This is a genomic window from Pantoea sp. PNT03, assembly GCF_014852515.1.
GTDB lineage: Bacteria > Pseudomonadota > Gammaproteobacteria > Enterobacterales > Enterobacteriaceae > Pantoea > Pantoea leporis.
In genome coordinates this window covers 100,568-116,323 of the sequence record NZ_JACVBT010000002.1, presented here as the reverse complement: position 1 = coordinate 116,323, position 15,756 = coordinate 100,568, and the positions used below count along the sequence as shown (strand labels likewise).

The window sequence follows — 15,756 nt, the reverse complement described above, 5'->3', positions numbered from 1 at the left end:
CGCTTTAACCTATTAGCACTGTTCCGTAGCGGCGCGATTTATCGCGCCGCTACGGATTTGCCGTTTTACATCAACATCGGCAAGGTCGCCGTTGCCGTCTGCTGGCTGGCCGCCTGATAACGGGCATCATGCGTCATCAACTCATTTATCAACACTTCCACCAGCATCATCGCGCCCACTTTACCGCTCAGCGCACCAGCGTTGAACGGGCCTTCCGGCCGCGCAGCCACTAACAGCATATTGGCTAAGCTGCCCATCGGGCTGCGCAGCGTGTTGCTCAGCATCAGCACGCGCGCGTTTTGCTTCTTCGCCACCTTAACCACATGCATTACATCTTTAGTCGAGCCGGAAGCGGAGATGGCGATCACCAAATCGCCCTCTCTGAGCGTCGAGGCATTCATCGCCGCGCGATGCATATCACCAAACAGCTGCGCCGATTTACCTAAGCGCAACAGGCGATAGTGCAAATACTCACCGGTAATCGCGCTGGCCGCCACGCCGTAGATCTGGATAGTTTTAGCCTGATGCAGCGCTTCCACCGCGCTCTGAAGCACTTCGCGGTTAATGAATTTCCCGGTATCGCGCAGCGCCTGCACCGTTTCCTCCACCAGCATGTCGATGCTGTCACCGCTAGCGACGGCGGCGGGCTGATTGTGTTGCACATCCAGCGCCAGCGCCATTTTGAATTCGGTATAGCCTTTGCAGCCGAGATGACGACACAGCCGCGTCACGCTTGCTTCGCTGGTGTCGGTCTCGCGCGCTAATTCAGTGATGGTGAGATACAGCACTTTCTGCGGGTCGGTGAGGATGAAATCGCCCAGCTTTTGCAGCGTCGGACTGTAGCCCGGCAAGCCCTGGCGCAGGTGCAGCAAGATGTTTTCGTTGTCCGTCATGGCGGCCTCTTCTTCACGACATTATGGCGCACAGTGTGCAGCAGATTAGGGCATAAGTGAAAGCTATCACAATAATGATGGAAATTTTCATCTTATGAATGAGATTGTGATAATAATTTTTACCACAAAATCACTTCAGGGATAAAAATTTATGTCATCACTGTTCAGCGGTGCCTCTTCAGGGGGTTGGTTTGAAAAAGCCCAGCGGTTTGGTAAGTCGTTCATGTTACCGATCGCCGTGCTACCGGCGGCCGGTTTGCTGCTGGGCATTGGCGGCGCACTCTCCAATCCCAACACCGTCAAAGCCTATCCATTCCTCGATGTCGCCTGGCTGCAAGGCATGTTCACCATCATGGCGAGCGCCGGATCGGTGGTGTTCGCCAACCTCGCGGTGCTATTTGCGGTTGGCGTAGCGGTAGGATTGGCCAAAAGCGACAAGGGCACCGCAGGATTGGCCTCGCTGCTGGCTTATCTTGTAATGAACGCCACCATCAATGCGCTGCTGACGCTGACCGGCGTGCTGGCGCAGGGCAACCTTAGCGCGGTGGGACAAGGCATGGCGCTCGGCATTCAGACGCTGGAAACCGGCGTATTTGGTGGCGTGGTGATCGGGCTGGTGACGGCCATGCTGCATAATCGCTACAACAAAATCGCCCTGCCGCAATTCCTTGGCTTCTTTGGTGGCTCGCGCTTCGTGCCGATTATCAGCTCCTTCGTCGCCATTCTGGTAGGTGCGGCGATGACCATCGTCTGGCCGCATTTCCAGAAGCTGATTTTTGGTATGGGCGGATTGGTGGATGCCACCGGTTATTTCGGCACCTTTATTTACGGCTTTGTACTGCGCATGCTCGGCCCGTTCGGCCTGCATCACATCTTCTATCTGCCGTTCTGGACCACCGCACTCGGCGGCAGCGAAGTAATCAACGGACATCTGGTGGAAGGCACGCAGCGCATCTTCTTCGCCCAGCTTGCCGATCCCCACACGCAACAATTCTACATTGGCACCGCGCGCTTTATGTCCGGGCGCTTCATCACCATGATGTTTGGCCTGATCGGCGCGTGTCTGGCGATGTACCACACCGCTAAGCCGGAAAACCGTCAACGCGTGGCCGGATTGCTGCTGTCGGCGGCGCTGACTTCTTTCCTTACCGGCATCACCGAACCAATTGAGTTCTCGTTCCTGTTTGTCGCGCCTGTGCTGTATGTCATCCACGCGCTGTTTGATGGGCTGGCGTTTATGATCGCCCACATCCTGCACATCACCATCGGCCAAACCTTCTCGGGCGGCCTGATTGATTTCATTCTGTTCGGCGTATTGCAGGGCGAAGCGAAAACCCATTGGTGGTATGTCCCGCTGGTTGGCGTGCCGTGGTTCCTGCTCTATTACTTTACTTTCCGCTTGCTGATCACCCGCTTCAATTTCAAAACGCCGGGGCGCGAAGACGCCAGCGTTGAAACTGTGCCTATGGTCGCCGGAGAACGTCCACTGCAGGTGATCGCGGCTTTAGGCGGCAAGCAGAACATCGCCGAACTGGATTGCTGCGCCACCCGTCTGCGCATCACGCTCATCGACAGCAGCAAACTCGATGAAAACGCATTGAAAGCTACCGGCGCACGCGCCGTGATCCAACGTGGCAAAGGCGTGCAGGTGGTTTATGGCCCGCACGTCACCATTATCAAAAATGAAGTAGAGGAGTTACTCGCGCTATGAAAGCACCGATGCTGGCCCAGATTCAGGGAAAACTGGTGGTTTCGTGTCAGGCTCTGGAAGATGAGCCGTTACACAGCCCGTTTATTATGTCGCGCATGGCGTTAGCGGCGATGGAAGGCGGTGCGGCGGCGATTCGCGCCAACAGCCTGATCGACGTGCAGCAGATTATGCAAACCGTGGATTTGCCGATTATCGCCATTATTAAGCGCGACTATCCCGGCAGCGATGTGTATATCACCGCGACGCTGCGGGAAGTGGATGAGTTGATGGTGGCGAATCCGGCGATGATTGCGCTGGATGCCACGTTACACACACGTCCCGGCGATTTGCAGCTGCCGGCGTTGGTGGCAGCGATTCGCCAACGCTATCCGCAACTGTTGCTGATGGCGGACATCGCCACGGTGGAAGAAGCGCGTCAGGCGGCGCAATTAGCTTTCGATTGTGTCGGCACCACGCTGCACGGCTACACCGCAGAAACGCAAGGCTGCTATTTGGCCGCCGATGATTGCCGCTTCCTGCGTGACGTATTGGCTGCGGTAAAGGTGCCGGTGATTGCCGAGGGGAATGTTGAAACGCCGGAAATGGCGGCGCATTGTCTGGCGCTGGGCGCGCATGCGGTGGTGGTCGGCGGCGCGATTACGCGTCCACAGCAGATAACGCGCCGCTTTGTGAATGCCATCAATTAATTTTTGAGGTGCCCATTAGGCACCTCGCCTAAGGTTATCCACAATCCCCGTGCGTAGAGTCGCCGTTAACCTGTGGATAAAACTCGCCTCGCACCACACCGCGCCCGATGCGCGCAGGCGGTTACTTTTCGCACGATTGTGAATCTCAAACACGCTAACACACTTGATGCGTTAGCGTGTTTAGGTGAGTCAGTATCCGGCGTTAAACCGAATCTTCTTTTTCGATCACTAATACGCGCGCTTCGCCTTGCGGGTGCGCAACATGCTCGGTGCCGAAGCTGGCGTAAAAAATGTCGCCGCTATTCAGCAGCACTTTCTTCACCTCACCTGCTTCGCGGTAATGCATCTCTACCACACCATCCAGCACCGCAAACACTTCCTCGCCATCATTGATGTGCCACTTGTAAGGTTGATTGGTCCAGTGCAGACGCACGCTGGTGCCGGCGAAGTTGGCGATGTCTAACGCTTCCCATGCTTTGGCGGGAGAGAAGTTTTTGCTGATGTAGGTTTTCATGCGATATCCGTATGGGGGAGAACTGCGTTGATGATACACACAGCCCAGGCGTGCGGCGGGACATGCGCAGGCCATTTACGGACATTCAGATACAACAAAGCCGCCTGAAGGCGGCCTTAACACAACTGCTTGTGCAATTAACTTATTTGTATAACTCGGCAGTCATGTGTACGCGGTTGTTAGTGTTGGCTTCAGTAATTTTATACTGAGCGCCCTGCTCTTGCGCCTGCGCTGCGATTTTCGCTTCTGCACCATCCAGAGTAGAAGACTCAACAGATATACTCTGTGCAAAGCTAGCAGCAGACATCATTGAAAGAGCAGCAACAGCGGCGATAGACAGTGTTTTGATAGTTTTCATGGTCATAATCCTTAGTGGTTTAACGAGTAGGCTGTGTGCCTTCGATGGTAATAATAATAACTCATGTTATCGTTTCAAAATTAACCATTAGTGCGATCACGATAACTTACGTAACTATACAGTTGCTGCGTTATATCGACAAAAAAGGCCGCCCGTAGGCGACCTGTTCTGGCACATCCGTATGCAACCATCCGTTATTAGTAAAGTTCTGCGGTCATATGTACGACGTTGCCGTTGCTCGCTTCTAAAATTTTGTACTGCTCACCATTCTGTTTTGCCTGCGCAGCGATTTTCGCTTCAGCACCATCCAGAGTCAGCGAGGTTGCTGAAACAGTCTGTGCGAAGCTGGCAGCAGACATCAGTGAAAGAGCGGCGGCAGCGGCGATAGTCAGAGTTTTGATAGTTTTCATGGTCGTATTCCTTTGGTTGTTTGATTTGAAAGCTGTGCGCCTTCGATAGAAACAATGATAACCATTGAAACTATTATCAGATTAACTATTAGTGCGATCACAGTTAACCAGCTCATTATCACTACGCCAGCTCGAGCTCGGTGATGACCTTTTTAACTTTTGCCACATCCATAAGCGCTTTAGCGGTGCGCGGAAACAGTCCGCCGCACACGGAATACCACACTTCACAACCGGCGGTTAGGCCTGCTGCGGCAAAGACATCAGAAACAAAAATGCCCTCTTACGAGGGCATGGATTATCACTATAGGTCGGGGATTATTTCAGCACGATGCGCGCAATCTGATCCTGGCCTTTGGTTGAGGAGTCTTTGTTGAACTCCGCTTTCAACGTGACATACAGCGTGTTGTTGTCCGGGCCAATCAGCAGGCTGTTTGGATTGTTATCGAACGACCAGCTGTTTTTCACCGCGTAAGTGGTGGCATCCAGCTGCAGCACTTTCTTCGATTCGCGCTGGCTGATGTAGATCTCATTACGCTTAGCGTTGAATTTAATCGCTAGCGCATCACCTTCAATACGCTTGATCACTTTCCCAGTGCGCTCATCAAACACCAGCGTGGCTTTGCCTTTCGAATCATCGGTAACGAACAGACGGCCGGTAGCCGGATCTTCCGCCATGTTCAGGAACAGATACTCTTTACCGTCGCCGGCGGTCCAGCGCTTCTCAATTTTGTGGGTGCGTGGATTGATCACCAGAATCTCGCCCGCGCCGTTGGTCGCGTAAATGCGCTCAGTTAGCGGGGAATAGATGATGCCGGTTACCCATTTGCCTGCATTCTTGATGGTGGCTTTCAGCTTGAAGGTTTCCTCATCAACCACCGAGATGTAACCCGGATCGGCTACGCGACCGACATACAGCTCGTTGCCGTGCCATAGCACTTCACGCGCGCCCGCCGGATAACCTTCTTTATCTTTCTTACCTGGGAAGACTAAACGTTCCAGCACTTTGCCGCTCTGCGCATCCACTTTAGAGATAGCGCCATCCAGCGAGTTGGTGGTGTAGAACACGTTGCCCGCTTCATCGATTGCCGTACCAAAGTTTTTCAAATCGGTATGCGTAACGCCTTTGGTTTCCAGTGTGGTTGGGTCGAGACGATAAATTACACCACCGTTAACGTCTTTAAAGCTCTGCGCGCTGGCAACGTATAACGCTTTCGCAGCAGGCGAATACGCCATTTCATACAGGCCATCGCCCAGCGTGCGCTGGGTCAAAGAAGTATCAACTGGCTTGGCAGCGGCGGCTGGCGCTTCGGCTTTTTTCGCCGGAGCCTGGCAAGCGGTCAGGCTGAATGCAGCGACGATCGCTGCCGCTACGGCGGCTTTGCGCGGGCTAAATAACGATTTCATGCTCAACTCCATCAATGGATGAACGGCTCCGTTGCGCGTACGCATACGGAAAACTCAAGAAGAATGAGAATCATACGCATTAGCATGAACTTAGCAACTTTCTCGACGATCTTCCTTACGTTGCCGTAGATCGATTCCAGCATGCCGCACACCTTTCTTTACTAAAAACCTCCAAATATTGCCTGAAAAAATAGGAAAACGTGAGCAATTAACAGGTTATTTTCACCCGTAAACCATTGATTCATAACTTACTTACACATTATTACAATTACAGTTGCAACCTCCCGCAGATTCTTTAAAGCAAATGATTATCATTGGCTTTCTCAATAAATGCGCAGTGGCGCTTTGCGTGCCTTCTCTTCTGCCCTTTTGGGCGAATGAGTCACGACGTAAACGATAAAAAACGAAGCAAAACAGCTTCCTATAACACGCGTTTCAACAGGAAATTTTATGTCTGGCATCAGGAAAACCTTTAACGTCTCACTGCTGGCGGTGACGATTCATGCCCTACTTACGCCAAGCCCGGCGCAGGCAGCTAGCGATTCGCCGCAGGATTTGGTGGTCGAGGCATCCGCAACCGGCGACAGCGATAACAATGAAAAGCAGGATTACGCGGTAAAAACCACGCGAGCGGGCACTAAGCTGTTGCTGACGCCACGCGATGTACCGCAGTCGATGAGCGTGGTAACGCAACAGCGCATGCAGGATCAGAACCTGCAATCGGTAAACGATGTGCTGACCAACGCCACCGGCATCTCGACCAATCTGATCGACAGCGAGCGCTCGGAATACTATTCGCGCGGCTTTAAAGTCACCAACTTCTCGTTCGACGGCATCCCAACGTCAGTTAATGACAACTGGAACTACGGTGATGCCGCTTCTGATACCGCCATTTACGATCGTATTGAGATCGTACGCGGCGCCACCGGATTGATGACCGGTGCGGGCAGCCCGTCAGCATCGATCAACATGGTACGTAAACACGCCGACAGCAAAACCTTTACCGGTGCGGTCAGCGCCAGCTACGGTAGCTGGAACAAACAGCGTTATGTTGCGGATCTCTCTGCACCGCTAAACCAGGATGGCAGCCTGCGCGGCCGCGTGGTAACCGGTTACAGCGATGAAGACAGCTGGCTCGATCGCTACCACAAAACCAAAAAATTCCTCTACGGCGTGATTGATGCCGACATCACTGAGCACACCACGCTGTCGCTGGGCTACGACTACGAAGATGCTAACACCGGCAATCCAACGTGGGGCGGCTTGCCGATGTTCTACAGCAACAACGCCACCACGCATTACGATCGCAGCCTCAACTCCGCCGCCAACTGGGCGCGCTACAACACCAATTCGCGCAAAATATTCGCCGACATCGATCATAACTTCGATAACGGCTGGAACATCCACGTCAACGGCACGCACGCCGAGAACACCTTCAACGATAAGCTGCTATATGTGATGGGCAGCGCCGATCAGGACAGCGGCGAAGGCACCACCGGCTATGGCAGCATGGATCGCGGTAAACGTCAGATGGATTCGTTCGACGGCTACGCCAGCGGTCCGTTTGAGCTGTTAGGTCGTCAGCATCAGTTAATGGCGGGCGTGAGCTACAGCCGCCAGCACAACGCCACTTACAGCCAGGATGGCGTTACCGATCTGGAAAACTACAACATCGCCTCAAACGATATGGGCATTTTCAATAACAGCTGGAACGGCAACATAGCCGAGCCGCTGTGGCAAGGTTGGTATCAGAATGCCGACGATACCATTCGCCAGAAATCGGCTTATACCGCCGCGCGCTTCTCGCTGGCCGATCCGCTGTCGCTGATTATTGGTGCGCGTTACACACAGTGGAGCACCAACGGCAGCAGCGGTGATATGACGAACAATAACACCACGCCGTACGCTGGTTTGGTGTACGACATTAACGATACCTGGTCGGCGTACGGCAGCTATACCTCGATCTTCCTGCCGCAAACCGATCGCGACATCAACGGCAAATACCTGTCGCCGGTTACCGGTAAAAGCTATGAAACCGGCCTGAAGTCCGCCTGGTATGATGGTCGATTAACCGCGACGGTGGCGGTATTCCGTATTGAGCAGGACAACGTCGGTCAAGCGATTAATGGCGTCTATCTGAGCGGCAACGAACAGGCTTATGCGCCCGCCAAAGGTGCGGTCAGTAAAGGTGCGGAGTTTGAGCTGAATGGCGCGCTAACGGATAATCTGCAACTGACGTTCGGTGCCACCCGCTACGTGGCGCGGGATAAAGAGGGACGTTTCAACAGCTATCAGCCGCAGACTTCCTTTAAGCTGTTTACCCGTTATCAGCTGCCGATGTTGCCGGATCTCACGGTTGGCGGTGGCATCAACTGGCAGAACCGCGTGTTTGAAGATGCCACCAATGCCAGCGGCGATAGCGTGCGCGTTTATCAGGGCAGCATTCCGCTGGCTTCGCTGTTTGCGCGCTATCAGGTGACTAAGCAGGTGGCGGTGCAGGCGAACGTCGATAACCTGTTTGACCGCGAATATTACAGCTACATGAACAGCTACGTTTATGGCACACCGCGCAGTGTTTCGATGAGCGTTTCGTATCAGTTTTAAGTAAAGTCTCAAGGTGCGCATTTATGCGCACCTCTCATCAAACCTTGTTTTTATAATTGAAACTGATCTGCGAATTCTGTTCTTTCGGCAAGCGCCGCGCCTCTAAATAAACCGATTTCCAGTACGGATTATTTAGCGAAGAGCGCATCACGCCTTGACTCACCGACGCGTGCAGGAATTGATGATCGGTGTCATAAAAGCCGACGTGCAGCTCACGTTTAATGCGGAAGAACACTAAATCACCGGGTTGCAAATGCGCCTGATCCACCGGTTTGCCCATGGCAATTAACTCTTTGGTGGTGACGCGATCCATCGGAATATTGAAACGATCTTTCAGCGTGCGCCAGACAAATCCCGAGCAATCGACGCCGGTTAATTGTGTGCCGCCCCACTGATATTTGGTCCCTTCCCACGAATGCATTTGATCGTGCAGCGCGGCAATCACCGGGATTAAATCGGGCTGTTTGCCGTTGTCTGCCGAGGTATCAACGCTTTCCTCAGCAGGCGCATGCGAAGACTTCGAAGAACAACCTGCCAGAGTGAAAACAAACAGGCAGGCGATAACTTTGCTGGCGGCAGAATTGATCATGTGTTGGTGATTTCGCTGAGGGAGACAGTGGTCAGAGATTTATACCGTAAAAAAGTTGCAGAAATAAATAGGCGCGCAGTGAAATCTTTTATTTGTCGGTTGATTTTACCTAAGTTTACGCAACGGTAACATCTTGTATTTTAGTTAAAAATCTATTTCCCACGCTGGGCTTTTTCTGTGCAGGAGAATATTTGCGCTCCTGCACAGAACGACATCAATTTCGACTTACAGCTGTACGTTTAATACTTGCCGGAGAAATTGGCGCTAATACGTTGCGCCAGATAATCCTTCGCGGAAATAGGCGGGTATTTTTTCTCCGGTCCTTCAATAATCACATCTTCATTCGCCTGGCAGAAAAACGCCAGGCTGTAGCGTGCCGGCACCGATTCACCCGGCAGCGGATTGCTGACGCGATGGAAGTTCGACGGTAACTTGTCATCACTCCAGCGCATCAACATATCGCCGATATTACAGGTAATTAAGCCTTCCAGCGGCGGGATCGGCGTCCAGATTTGCTCTTCCATCTCTTTGCCCGGACACACCTGCAAACCGCCCTGCCCATCACGCTGGAACAGCAAGGTCAGACAATCGAAATCGGTGTGCGCCCCGGCGCGCCACGGACCATCTGGCTCGCCGCTGATGGCAAAGTAGTGCAGCATCCGCAGCGTGCTTTGGTAGGTTTCGCGCGAAGGCTCATGCGCTTTGGCAAAGAAATCGTCGGAGAATCCCAACTTCAGGGCAAAACAGGAGAGCAAGCGCATGCCCACTTCCCAACACTGACGCTCGAACTTCAGTACATCATGCTGGAAACCCGGCAAGGTGGCCTCATCCGGCCACAAGCCTGCCATGCGCGGACGCGTCACCTGATACGACTCTTTTTGGTCCGGTTTACCGGTAGATGGACGGATTTGCGCGCGGTATTCCCAGCCGGCATTGCGGCTGAGTGGATGACGCGCTTTGTCACTTTGTGGCAGCGCAAAAAAGCGTTCTGCGTTGGTAAAAGCCGCATTGATGTCGTCGAGCGGAATACCGTGGCCGGAAACCTGGAAAAACCCAATCTCGGTGGCGGCTTGCCACAGCTGATCGGCTATTTCCGCTTTACGTTGGTCGAAATCGGAGAGATCGATGATGCGCACATCACGTGCAGCTTCTACGCCGCGCGCGCCCATACGCGATTCTTTCGCCAGTTCATGCATGTCATAAGTGGTCTTTTCCATTGGTGCACCTCGTTATTGAGCGATAACGGATGACCCGCCCGCAGCGTGGCAGTCATCCCCGCGCCTGCTGAATGCCGCAGGCGATCGAGCAATGACCCACCGGGTGAAACCACGGTTGACAGCTTCTACTCAGTTTCAGCCAAGCAAAGGCTGTGCCAGCACGCTGCGCCGCTTAAAATCAATACGTTAGGGAATCTGCCACATCCGGTCTGCACAATGGCGGTGCAAAACGCGCTGACTTGCCTCATCAATGAGCGGTCAATGAAGCAAAAGCCCGGCACCATCAATATCAACTATATTGCTTTCAGTGGGTTGCACGAATGGCATGCGCTTTGCTAAATCCCCACTGAGTATAAGCGGTCAGCGTGACAACAGATGCACGCAGGACATTGCTCTACAGCATTAGCTGTACCTCGTCAGGGGACGATGCGCATACGCATCGTGAGCACGCCATGCGCCGCTACGCCCCTGATGACGACAACAAACTCAACGTTTATTGGGGGTTATATGACAATGTCGCGTTTCCGTTTCTCCTTATTTGCTGCTCTGCTGAGCAGCTCTGCACTGTCGCACGCCGCCGACAAACTGGTATTGCAAACCACCTGGGTCGCGCAGGCTGAACAAGGCGGTTATTACCAGGCGCTCGCCACCGGCATCTATAAAAAATATGGGCTGGATGTTGAGGTGCGCTCCGGCGGGCCACAGCTGAATAACATGACGCTGCTGCTGGCGAATCGTGCTGATGTCATCGTCAGCTATGACCTGCAAGTGCTGCAGGGCGTTGAGCGCAACTTCCCACTGAAAGCCATCGCCGCGCCGTTTCAGTTTGATCCGCAAGGCATTGTCACCCACGGCGATGTGAAGTCGCTGGATCAGCTGAAAGGTAAAACCGTGCTGGTTTCTGCCAGCGGGCAAGCCAGCTGGTGGCCGTGGCTGAAAGGCAAATATCAGCTGCAGGATGGTCAGGCGCGCCCTTACACCTTCAACATGCAACCGTTTCTCGCTGACAAAAACACTGCGCAGCAAGCCTACGCCACCTCCGAAGTGCAGCAAATTAAAGAGGTGCAGCCGGACAGCAAATTCTATCTGTTTGCCGATTATGGCTATCCGGCATACGGCGGCATTCTGGTGACGCGCGACGATTTGCTGCAAAAAGAGCCGGATGTCATGAAGCGTTTTGTGGCGGCATCGATGGAAGGCTGGAAATCCTACCTTGCCAATCCGGCTGCCGGTAATGCGCTGATCAAAAAAGAGAACCCGCAGATGACCGACGCGGTTTTGGCCTTTGGCGTATCGCAGATGAAAGCCCTGCACCTGATTGACGGCGGCGATGCCGCGCAGCAAGGTTTAGGCGTGATGACGGATAAACGCTGGCAGGCAACGCGTGACTTTATGGTCAACGCCGGTTTACTCAAAGCGTCCACCGACTGGCAGAGCGCGTTTAGCACGCAGTTTGTCGCGGCGAAAGCGGAGTGAGGTGCTCATGAGCCAATTGCTAATTCAACACTGCGCCGCGATCCTGACCGGCGATAAACAGCAACCGCGCAGCAGCGCGCGCGATATTCGACTGCGCGATGGCCTGATTGTGGAGATGGGTGAACTCGATGCTGTCGCCGATGAAACCGTGATCGACGCCCGCGATTGCGTGGTTTATCCCGGCTGGGTTAATACGCATCATCATCTGTTTCAATCGCTGCTGAAAGGCGAACCCCAAGGTCTCAACCTGAGCCTGAGCAGCTGGCTGGCGGCGACGCCGTATCGCTTTCGTGGTGCCTTCGACGAACAGACATTTCGCATCGCCGCGCGGGTGGGTCTGGTCGAGCTGGTGCGTTCCGGCTGCACCACCATCGCTGACCATCACTATCTTTACTGGCCAGATATGCCGTTTGATGGCGCAGAAATCCTGTTCGATGAAGCCGACAAGCTAGGTGTGCGCTTCGTGCTGTGTCGCGGCGGTGCGACGCAAAGCCGTGGCTTAGAGAGCAACTTGCCCACCGCACTGCGCCCGGAAAGCTTTGACAGCATGATGGCCGATGTTGATCGTCTGGTGGCGCGCTATCACCAACCGCAGGATAGCGCGATGCGCCGCATCGTGATGGCGCCGACCACCACGCTGCACTCCACCACGCCGCAGGAGCTGCGCGAGAGCGCGCGTCTGGCGCGTCAGCTCAGTATTCGCCTGCACAGCCATCTGTCGGAAACCGTTGATTACCTTGATGCCGCACGCGCAAAGTTCGGTATGACGCCGCTGCAGTTTTGCGCCGAACACGACTGGATTGGCGATGACGTGTGGTTTGCGCATCTGGTGAAACTGCTGCCGGAAGAGATCGCCATGCTGGGCGCGGCGGGCAGCGGTATCGCGCACTGCCCGCAAAGTAACGCGCGCCTCGGCAGCGGCATTGCCGATTTGGTGGCAATGGAACATGCAGGCGTGAAGATCTCGATTGGCGTTGATGGCGCGGCCTCAAATGAAGCGGCGGATATGCAAAGCGAAGCCCACGCCGCCTGGCAGCTCCAGCGCGCGCGCAAAGGCATGCTGGCGCAGCCGCGTTATGCCGGTGGAACCTTTGAAGGCGGTGGCGACGCCGCCCGCATTGAAGATGTGGTGCGCTGGGGCACATCCGGTGGCGCGCAGGTTTTGGGCTTAAACACCGGCCGCCTTGCACCTGGCATGGCCGCCGATATGGCCATCTATCGGCTCGACGATCCGCGCTATTTTGGTTTGCACGATCCCGCCATTGGCCCGGTGGCCAGCGGCGGACGCGCCAGTTTAAAGGCGCTGATTTGTGCCGGAAAACTGCTGGTGCAGGATGATGTGATTGCCGGAGTGGATTTGGCGGAACTGGGCCGCGACGCTGCACAAGCGGTAAAAACCTTACAACAACGCGCGGCGGTTTAACCGCGTTACGCCGCTGCGTCTTTCTTGCGCAGCGGTGATTCTGGCAGAAACAGCGACAGCACAAAGGCCAGCAGCATCACACCCGCCGCCATTTGAAAGGCTGAATGCACCGCATCGCCAAACACCTGCAAATAGGCTTGCTGCACATCATGCGGCAAACGGTGCACCGCATCAGGATCGAGCGTACGCGGCAATGCTTTGCCCTGCTCCACCAGCGTGGTCAAACCCGATTTCAGCACCTGGCTAAACACCGCGCCAAACAGCGCCACGCCAATCGAACCGCCAACCGAGCGGAACAACGTGACCGACGAGGTAGCGACACCGATGCGATCGGGCGTCACGGTGTTCTGTACCGCCAGCACCAGCACCTGCATCACCATGCCCATTCCCATCCCCAACACGCAGGCAAACAGGTAGATATGCCACAGCGGCGCATCAATGGTCAGCGTGGTCAGCAGCGCCATGCCGATAGTCGCCAGCAAGGTACCGCCAATCGGGAACAGGCGATATTTGCCGGTACGGCTAATAATGCGTCCGCTGACGATGGAAGTGATCAGCAATCCGCCCATCAGCGGCAGCAGCTGTAAACCGGCTTCGGTCGGCGTCGAGCCCTTCACCACCTGCAGATAGAGCGGTAAAAACGTCACGCTGCCAAACAGCGACATGCCAACGATAAACGCCATCAAACTGGCGAGCGAGAAGCTGCGATTGCGGAACAGCGACAGCGGAATAATCGGTTCCCAGGCGCGGCGCTCCTCATAAATAAAACCGATCACGCCAATTACACCAAACGCCAGAATGCACCACAGCAGCGGATCGGACCATTCACGTAACGTGCCGCCTTCGCTGGTAAACAGCGTAATACCCACCAACGCCAGGCTGAGAAACACCGCGCCAGGATAGTCAATCTCATGCGGCTTGCGTTTGTTGTCGGTCTTAAACACCGCGTTGATGATCACCAGCGCAAATAAACCAAGCGGCAAATTGATGTAGAAAATCCAGCGCCATGAAGCGTGCTGCACGATAAAACCGCCCAATAGCGGCCCAATCACCGTTGCCAGACCGAAAACGCCGCCAAACAGGCCCTGATATTTACCGCGCTCTTGCGGTGGAATCACATCGGCGACCGCCGCCATGCTCACCACCATCAAACCACCGCCGCCTAAGCCTTGCAGCGCACGAGTGAAAATCAGCTGCTCCATATTCTGCGCCAGACCGCACAGCGCCGAGCCGATCAGGAATAGAATCACCGAGATCTGCAGCACCGATTTGCGACCAAACAGGTCGCCGAATTTGCCGTACAGCGGCACCACAATCGTCGAAGCCAGCATATAAGCGGTGACGATCCACGACAGGCGATCGAGCCCACCCAGTTCGCCGACGATAGTCGGCAACGCGGTGGAGACGATGGTTTGATCCAGCGCCGCCAGCAGCATCACCAGTAATAAAGCGCTCATCAGTAAGCGGACAGAAGGAGGATTCTCCTGCCCGCTGCCCGACTGCGGCGCGAGTGTTTGGGGTTTCATAACAGACACCAATTGAAATTAATTAAATACACAATTAATATTGCTTGCAGTCTGACATGAATCAAGTGAGCGAGTAAAGATGACCGCACGAAAAGTCCCTGCTGACGATATGGCTAACGCAGTCAAACCCCGCCGTCCCGGCCGTCCGCGCGGCGGCGCGATCAACGTGCAGCAGCGCGAACATCTGCTCGACATCACCTTAGCGCTGTATGCCGAAAACGGTATCGGCGAAACCTCGCTCAATGCGATAGCGCGCAAAGCGGGCGTGAGTCCAGCGATGCTGAATTACTATTTTCAGTCGCGCGAATCGCTGCTGGATATTGTGGTTGAGGAGCGTTTTTTGCCGTTACGCCAGCGCCTGGTGGCGCACTTTATGGATGACCCGCGCGATCCCGTCACCACCTTCAGCGCCTTTATCCGTGAAGTCGCGGACATCGTCACCACACACAACTGGTTCGCGCCGCTGTGGATGCAGGAAGTAATGCAAGGTGAAGGCGGTTTAGGTCAGCACATCAAAAAGCGCTTTGGTCACGGTGAACGTGATGAAGTGAAAAAACTGATTGAAGGCTGGCAGCAGCAAGGATTACTCAACCCCCATCTGGAGCCACAACTGCTGATGACTTCGATTCTCAGCCTGGTGCTGGTGCCCTTTACCCGCTTTGCCAGCGATCCCGCTTACTCGCGTGAAATCATTGTCCAGCACACGTTGAGTCTGTTTTGTCAGGGGATTCAGTCAACACCCTAAGGTCGCCATTCATGGCGTAATGCCGATCAATTAAGCGCCGTATCAAACCACCGCACCTTCCGTAGCGGCGCGATTTATCGCGCAATGAATTGCGCCGCTACAATGTGTGCTCTCGGTAATGAGGGGTTTATGCCTCAACTGACGAGCATTACGCTCTTCATGGCGACCTTAATTTAAACCAATTTATCCTCTGTAAAGGA

14 protein-coding genes and 1 pseudogene are annotated in these 15,756 nt (G+C 54.5%); 7 read left to right on the top strand and 8 right to left on the bottom strand.

Annotation, left to right across the window (positions count from 1 at the left end; genetic code table 11):
* Nucleotides 1-65: 65 nt before the first annotated feature.
* Nucleotides 66-893 (bottom strand): MurR/RpiR family transcriptional regulator, encoded by an 828-nt coding sequence (locus IB226_RS08675; RefSeq protein WP_101761680.1) that lies wholly within the window; start codon nucleotides 891-893, stop codon nucleotides 66-68.
* Between the two features lie 151 nt (nucleotides 894-1,044).
* Here IB226_RS08675 and IB226_RS08670 point away from each other — a divergent pair, with 151 nt between their 5' ends.
* Together IB226_RS08670 and IB226_RS08665 are read left to right on the top strand one after the other, a co-directional pair.
* Nucleotides 1,045-2,604 carry a PTS transporter subunit EIIC gene (locus IB226_RS08670; protein ID WP_192234683.1) on the top strand — a complete coding sequence of 520 codons (1,560 nt, stop codon included), beginning with the start codon at nucleotides 1,045-1,047 and terminating at the stop codon, nucleotides 2,602-2,604.
* Nucleotides 2,601-3,290: an N-acetylmannosamine-6-phosphate 2-epimerase gene (locus IB226_RS08665; protein ID WP_101761682.1), complete on the top strand. Its 690-nt coding sequence runs from the start codon at nucleotides 2,601-2,603 to the stop codon at nucleotides 3,288-3,290. Before IB226_RS08670 ends, IB226_RS08665 begins: the two co-directional genes overlap by 4 nt.
* A gap of 202 nt (nucleotides 3,291-3,492) precedes the next feature.
* On the opposite strand, the gene IB226_RS08660 is transcribed toward IB226_RS08665, so the two are convergent.
* From IB226_RS08660 to IB226_RS23220, 4 genes and pseudogenes are all read right to left on the bottom strand, one after another.
* Nucleotides 3,493-3,804 (bottom strand): cupin, encoded by a 312-nt coding sequence (locus IB226_RS08660; RefSeq protein ID WP_192234681.1) that lies wholly within the window; start codon nucleotides 3,802-3,804, stop codon nucleotides 3,493-3,495.
* 142 nt (nucleotides 3,805-3,946) lie between these two features.
* Complete coding sequence (locus IB226_RS08655) at nucleotides 3,947-4,162, bottom strand: YdgH/BhsA/McbA-like domain containing protein (RefSeq protein WP_110866788.1); 216 nt, start codon at nucleotides 4,160-4,162, stop codon at nucleotides 3,947-3,949.
* 197 nt (nucleotides 4,163-4,359) lie between these two features.
* Nucleotides 4,360-4,572, bottom strand: coding sequence for a DUF1471 domain-containing protein (locus IB226_RS08650; RefSeq protein ID WP_101761684.1), 213 nt, complete (start codon nucleotides 4,570-4,572; stop codon nucleotides 4,360-4,362).
* A 154-nt stretch (nucleotides 4,573-4,726) separates the two neighbouring features.
* Nucleotides 4,727-4,834 (bottom strand): annotated as a pseudogene (locus IB226_RS23220) (dihydrodipicolinate synthase family protein); the annotation flags it as partial.
* A gap of 131 nt (nucleotides 4,835-4,965) precedes the next feature.
* On the opposite strand from IB226_RS23220, the gene IB226_RS23395 reads away from it, so the two are divergent.
* Together IB226_RS23395 and fhuE are read left to right on the top strand one after the other, a co-directional pair.
* Complete coding sequence (locus IB226_RS23395) at nucleotides 4,966-5,130, top strand: hypothetical protein (protein WP_192235571.1); 165 nt, start codon at nucleotides 4,966-4,968, stop codon at nucleotides 5,128-5,130.
* A gap of 1,296 nt (nucleotides 5,131-6,426) precedes the next feature.
* The gene (fhuE, locus tag IB226_RS08640) at nucleotides 6,427-8,580 is read left to right on the top strand and encodes a ferric-rhodotorulic acid/ferric-coprogen receptor FhuE (RefSeq protein ID WP_192234679.1); all 2,154 of its coding nucleotides are present in this window, start codon (nucleotides 6,427-6,429) and stop codon (nucleotides 8,578-8,580) included.
* 37 nt (nucleotides 8,581-8,617) lie between these two features.
* On the opposite strand, the gene IB226_RS08635 is transcribed toward fhuE, so the two are convergent.
* Nucleotides 8,618-9,169, bottom strand: a complete 552-nt coding sequence (locus tag IB226_RS08635) for a C40 family peptidase (RefSeq protein WP_101761687.1) — start codon at nucleotides 9,167-9,169, stop codon at nucleotides 8,618-8,620.
* A gap of 239 nt (nucleotides 9,170-9,408) precedes the next feature.
* Nucleotides 9,409-10,386 (bottom strand): isopenicillin N synthase family oxygenase, encoded by a 978-nt coding sequence (locus IB226_RS08630; protein ID WP_192234677.1) that lies wholly within the window; start codon nucleotides 10,384-10,386, stop codon nucleotides 9,409-9,411.
* A gap of 507 nt (nucleotides 10,387-10,893) precedes the next feature.
* Between IB226_RS08630 and IB226_RS08625 the strand changes: the two genes are divergently transcribed.
* Nucleotides 10,894-11,862 (top strand): ABC transporter substrate-binding protein, encoded by a 969-nt coding sequence (locus tag IB226_RS08625; protein WP_192234675.1) that lies wholly within the window; start codon nucleotides 10,894-10,896, stop codon nucleotides 11,860-11,862.
* A gap of 7 nt (nucleotides 11,863-11,869) precedes the next feature.
* Complete coding sequence (locus IB226_RS08620) at nucleotides 11,870-13,285, top strand: amidohydrolase family protein (protein WP_192234673.1); 1,416 nt, start codon at nucleotides 11,870-11,872, stop codon at nucleotides 13,283-13,285.
* 5 nt (nucleotides 13,286-13,290) lie between these two features.
* On the opposite strand, the gene IB226_RS08615 is transcribed toward IB226_RS08620, so the two are convergent.
* Nucleotides 13,291-14,811 carry an MDR family MFS transporter gene (locus IB226_RS08615; protein ID WP_192234671.1) on the bottom strand — a complete coding sequence of 507 codons (1,521 nt, stop codon included), beginning with the start codon at nucleotides 14,809-14,811 and terminating at the stop codon, nucleotides 13,291-13,293.
* A 79-nt stretch (nucleotides 14,812-14,890) separates the two neighbouring features.
* On the opposite strand from IB226_RS08615, the gene IB226_RS08610 reads away from it, so the two are divergent.
* Nucleotides 14,891-15,556, top strand: coding sequence for a TetR/AcrR family transcriptional regulator (locus IB226_RS08610; RefSeq protein ID WP_192234669.1), 666 nt, complete (start codon nucleotides 14,891-14,893; stop codon nucleotides 15,554-15,556).
* Nucleotides 15,557-15,756: the final 200 nt, after the last annotated feature.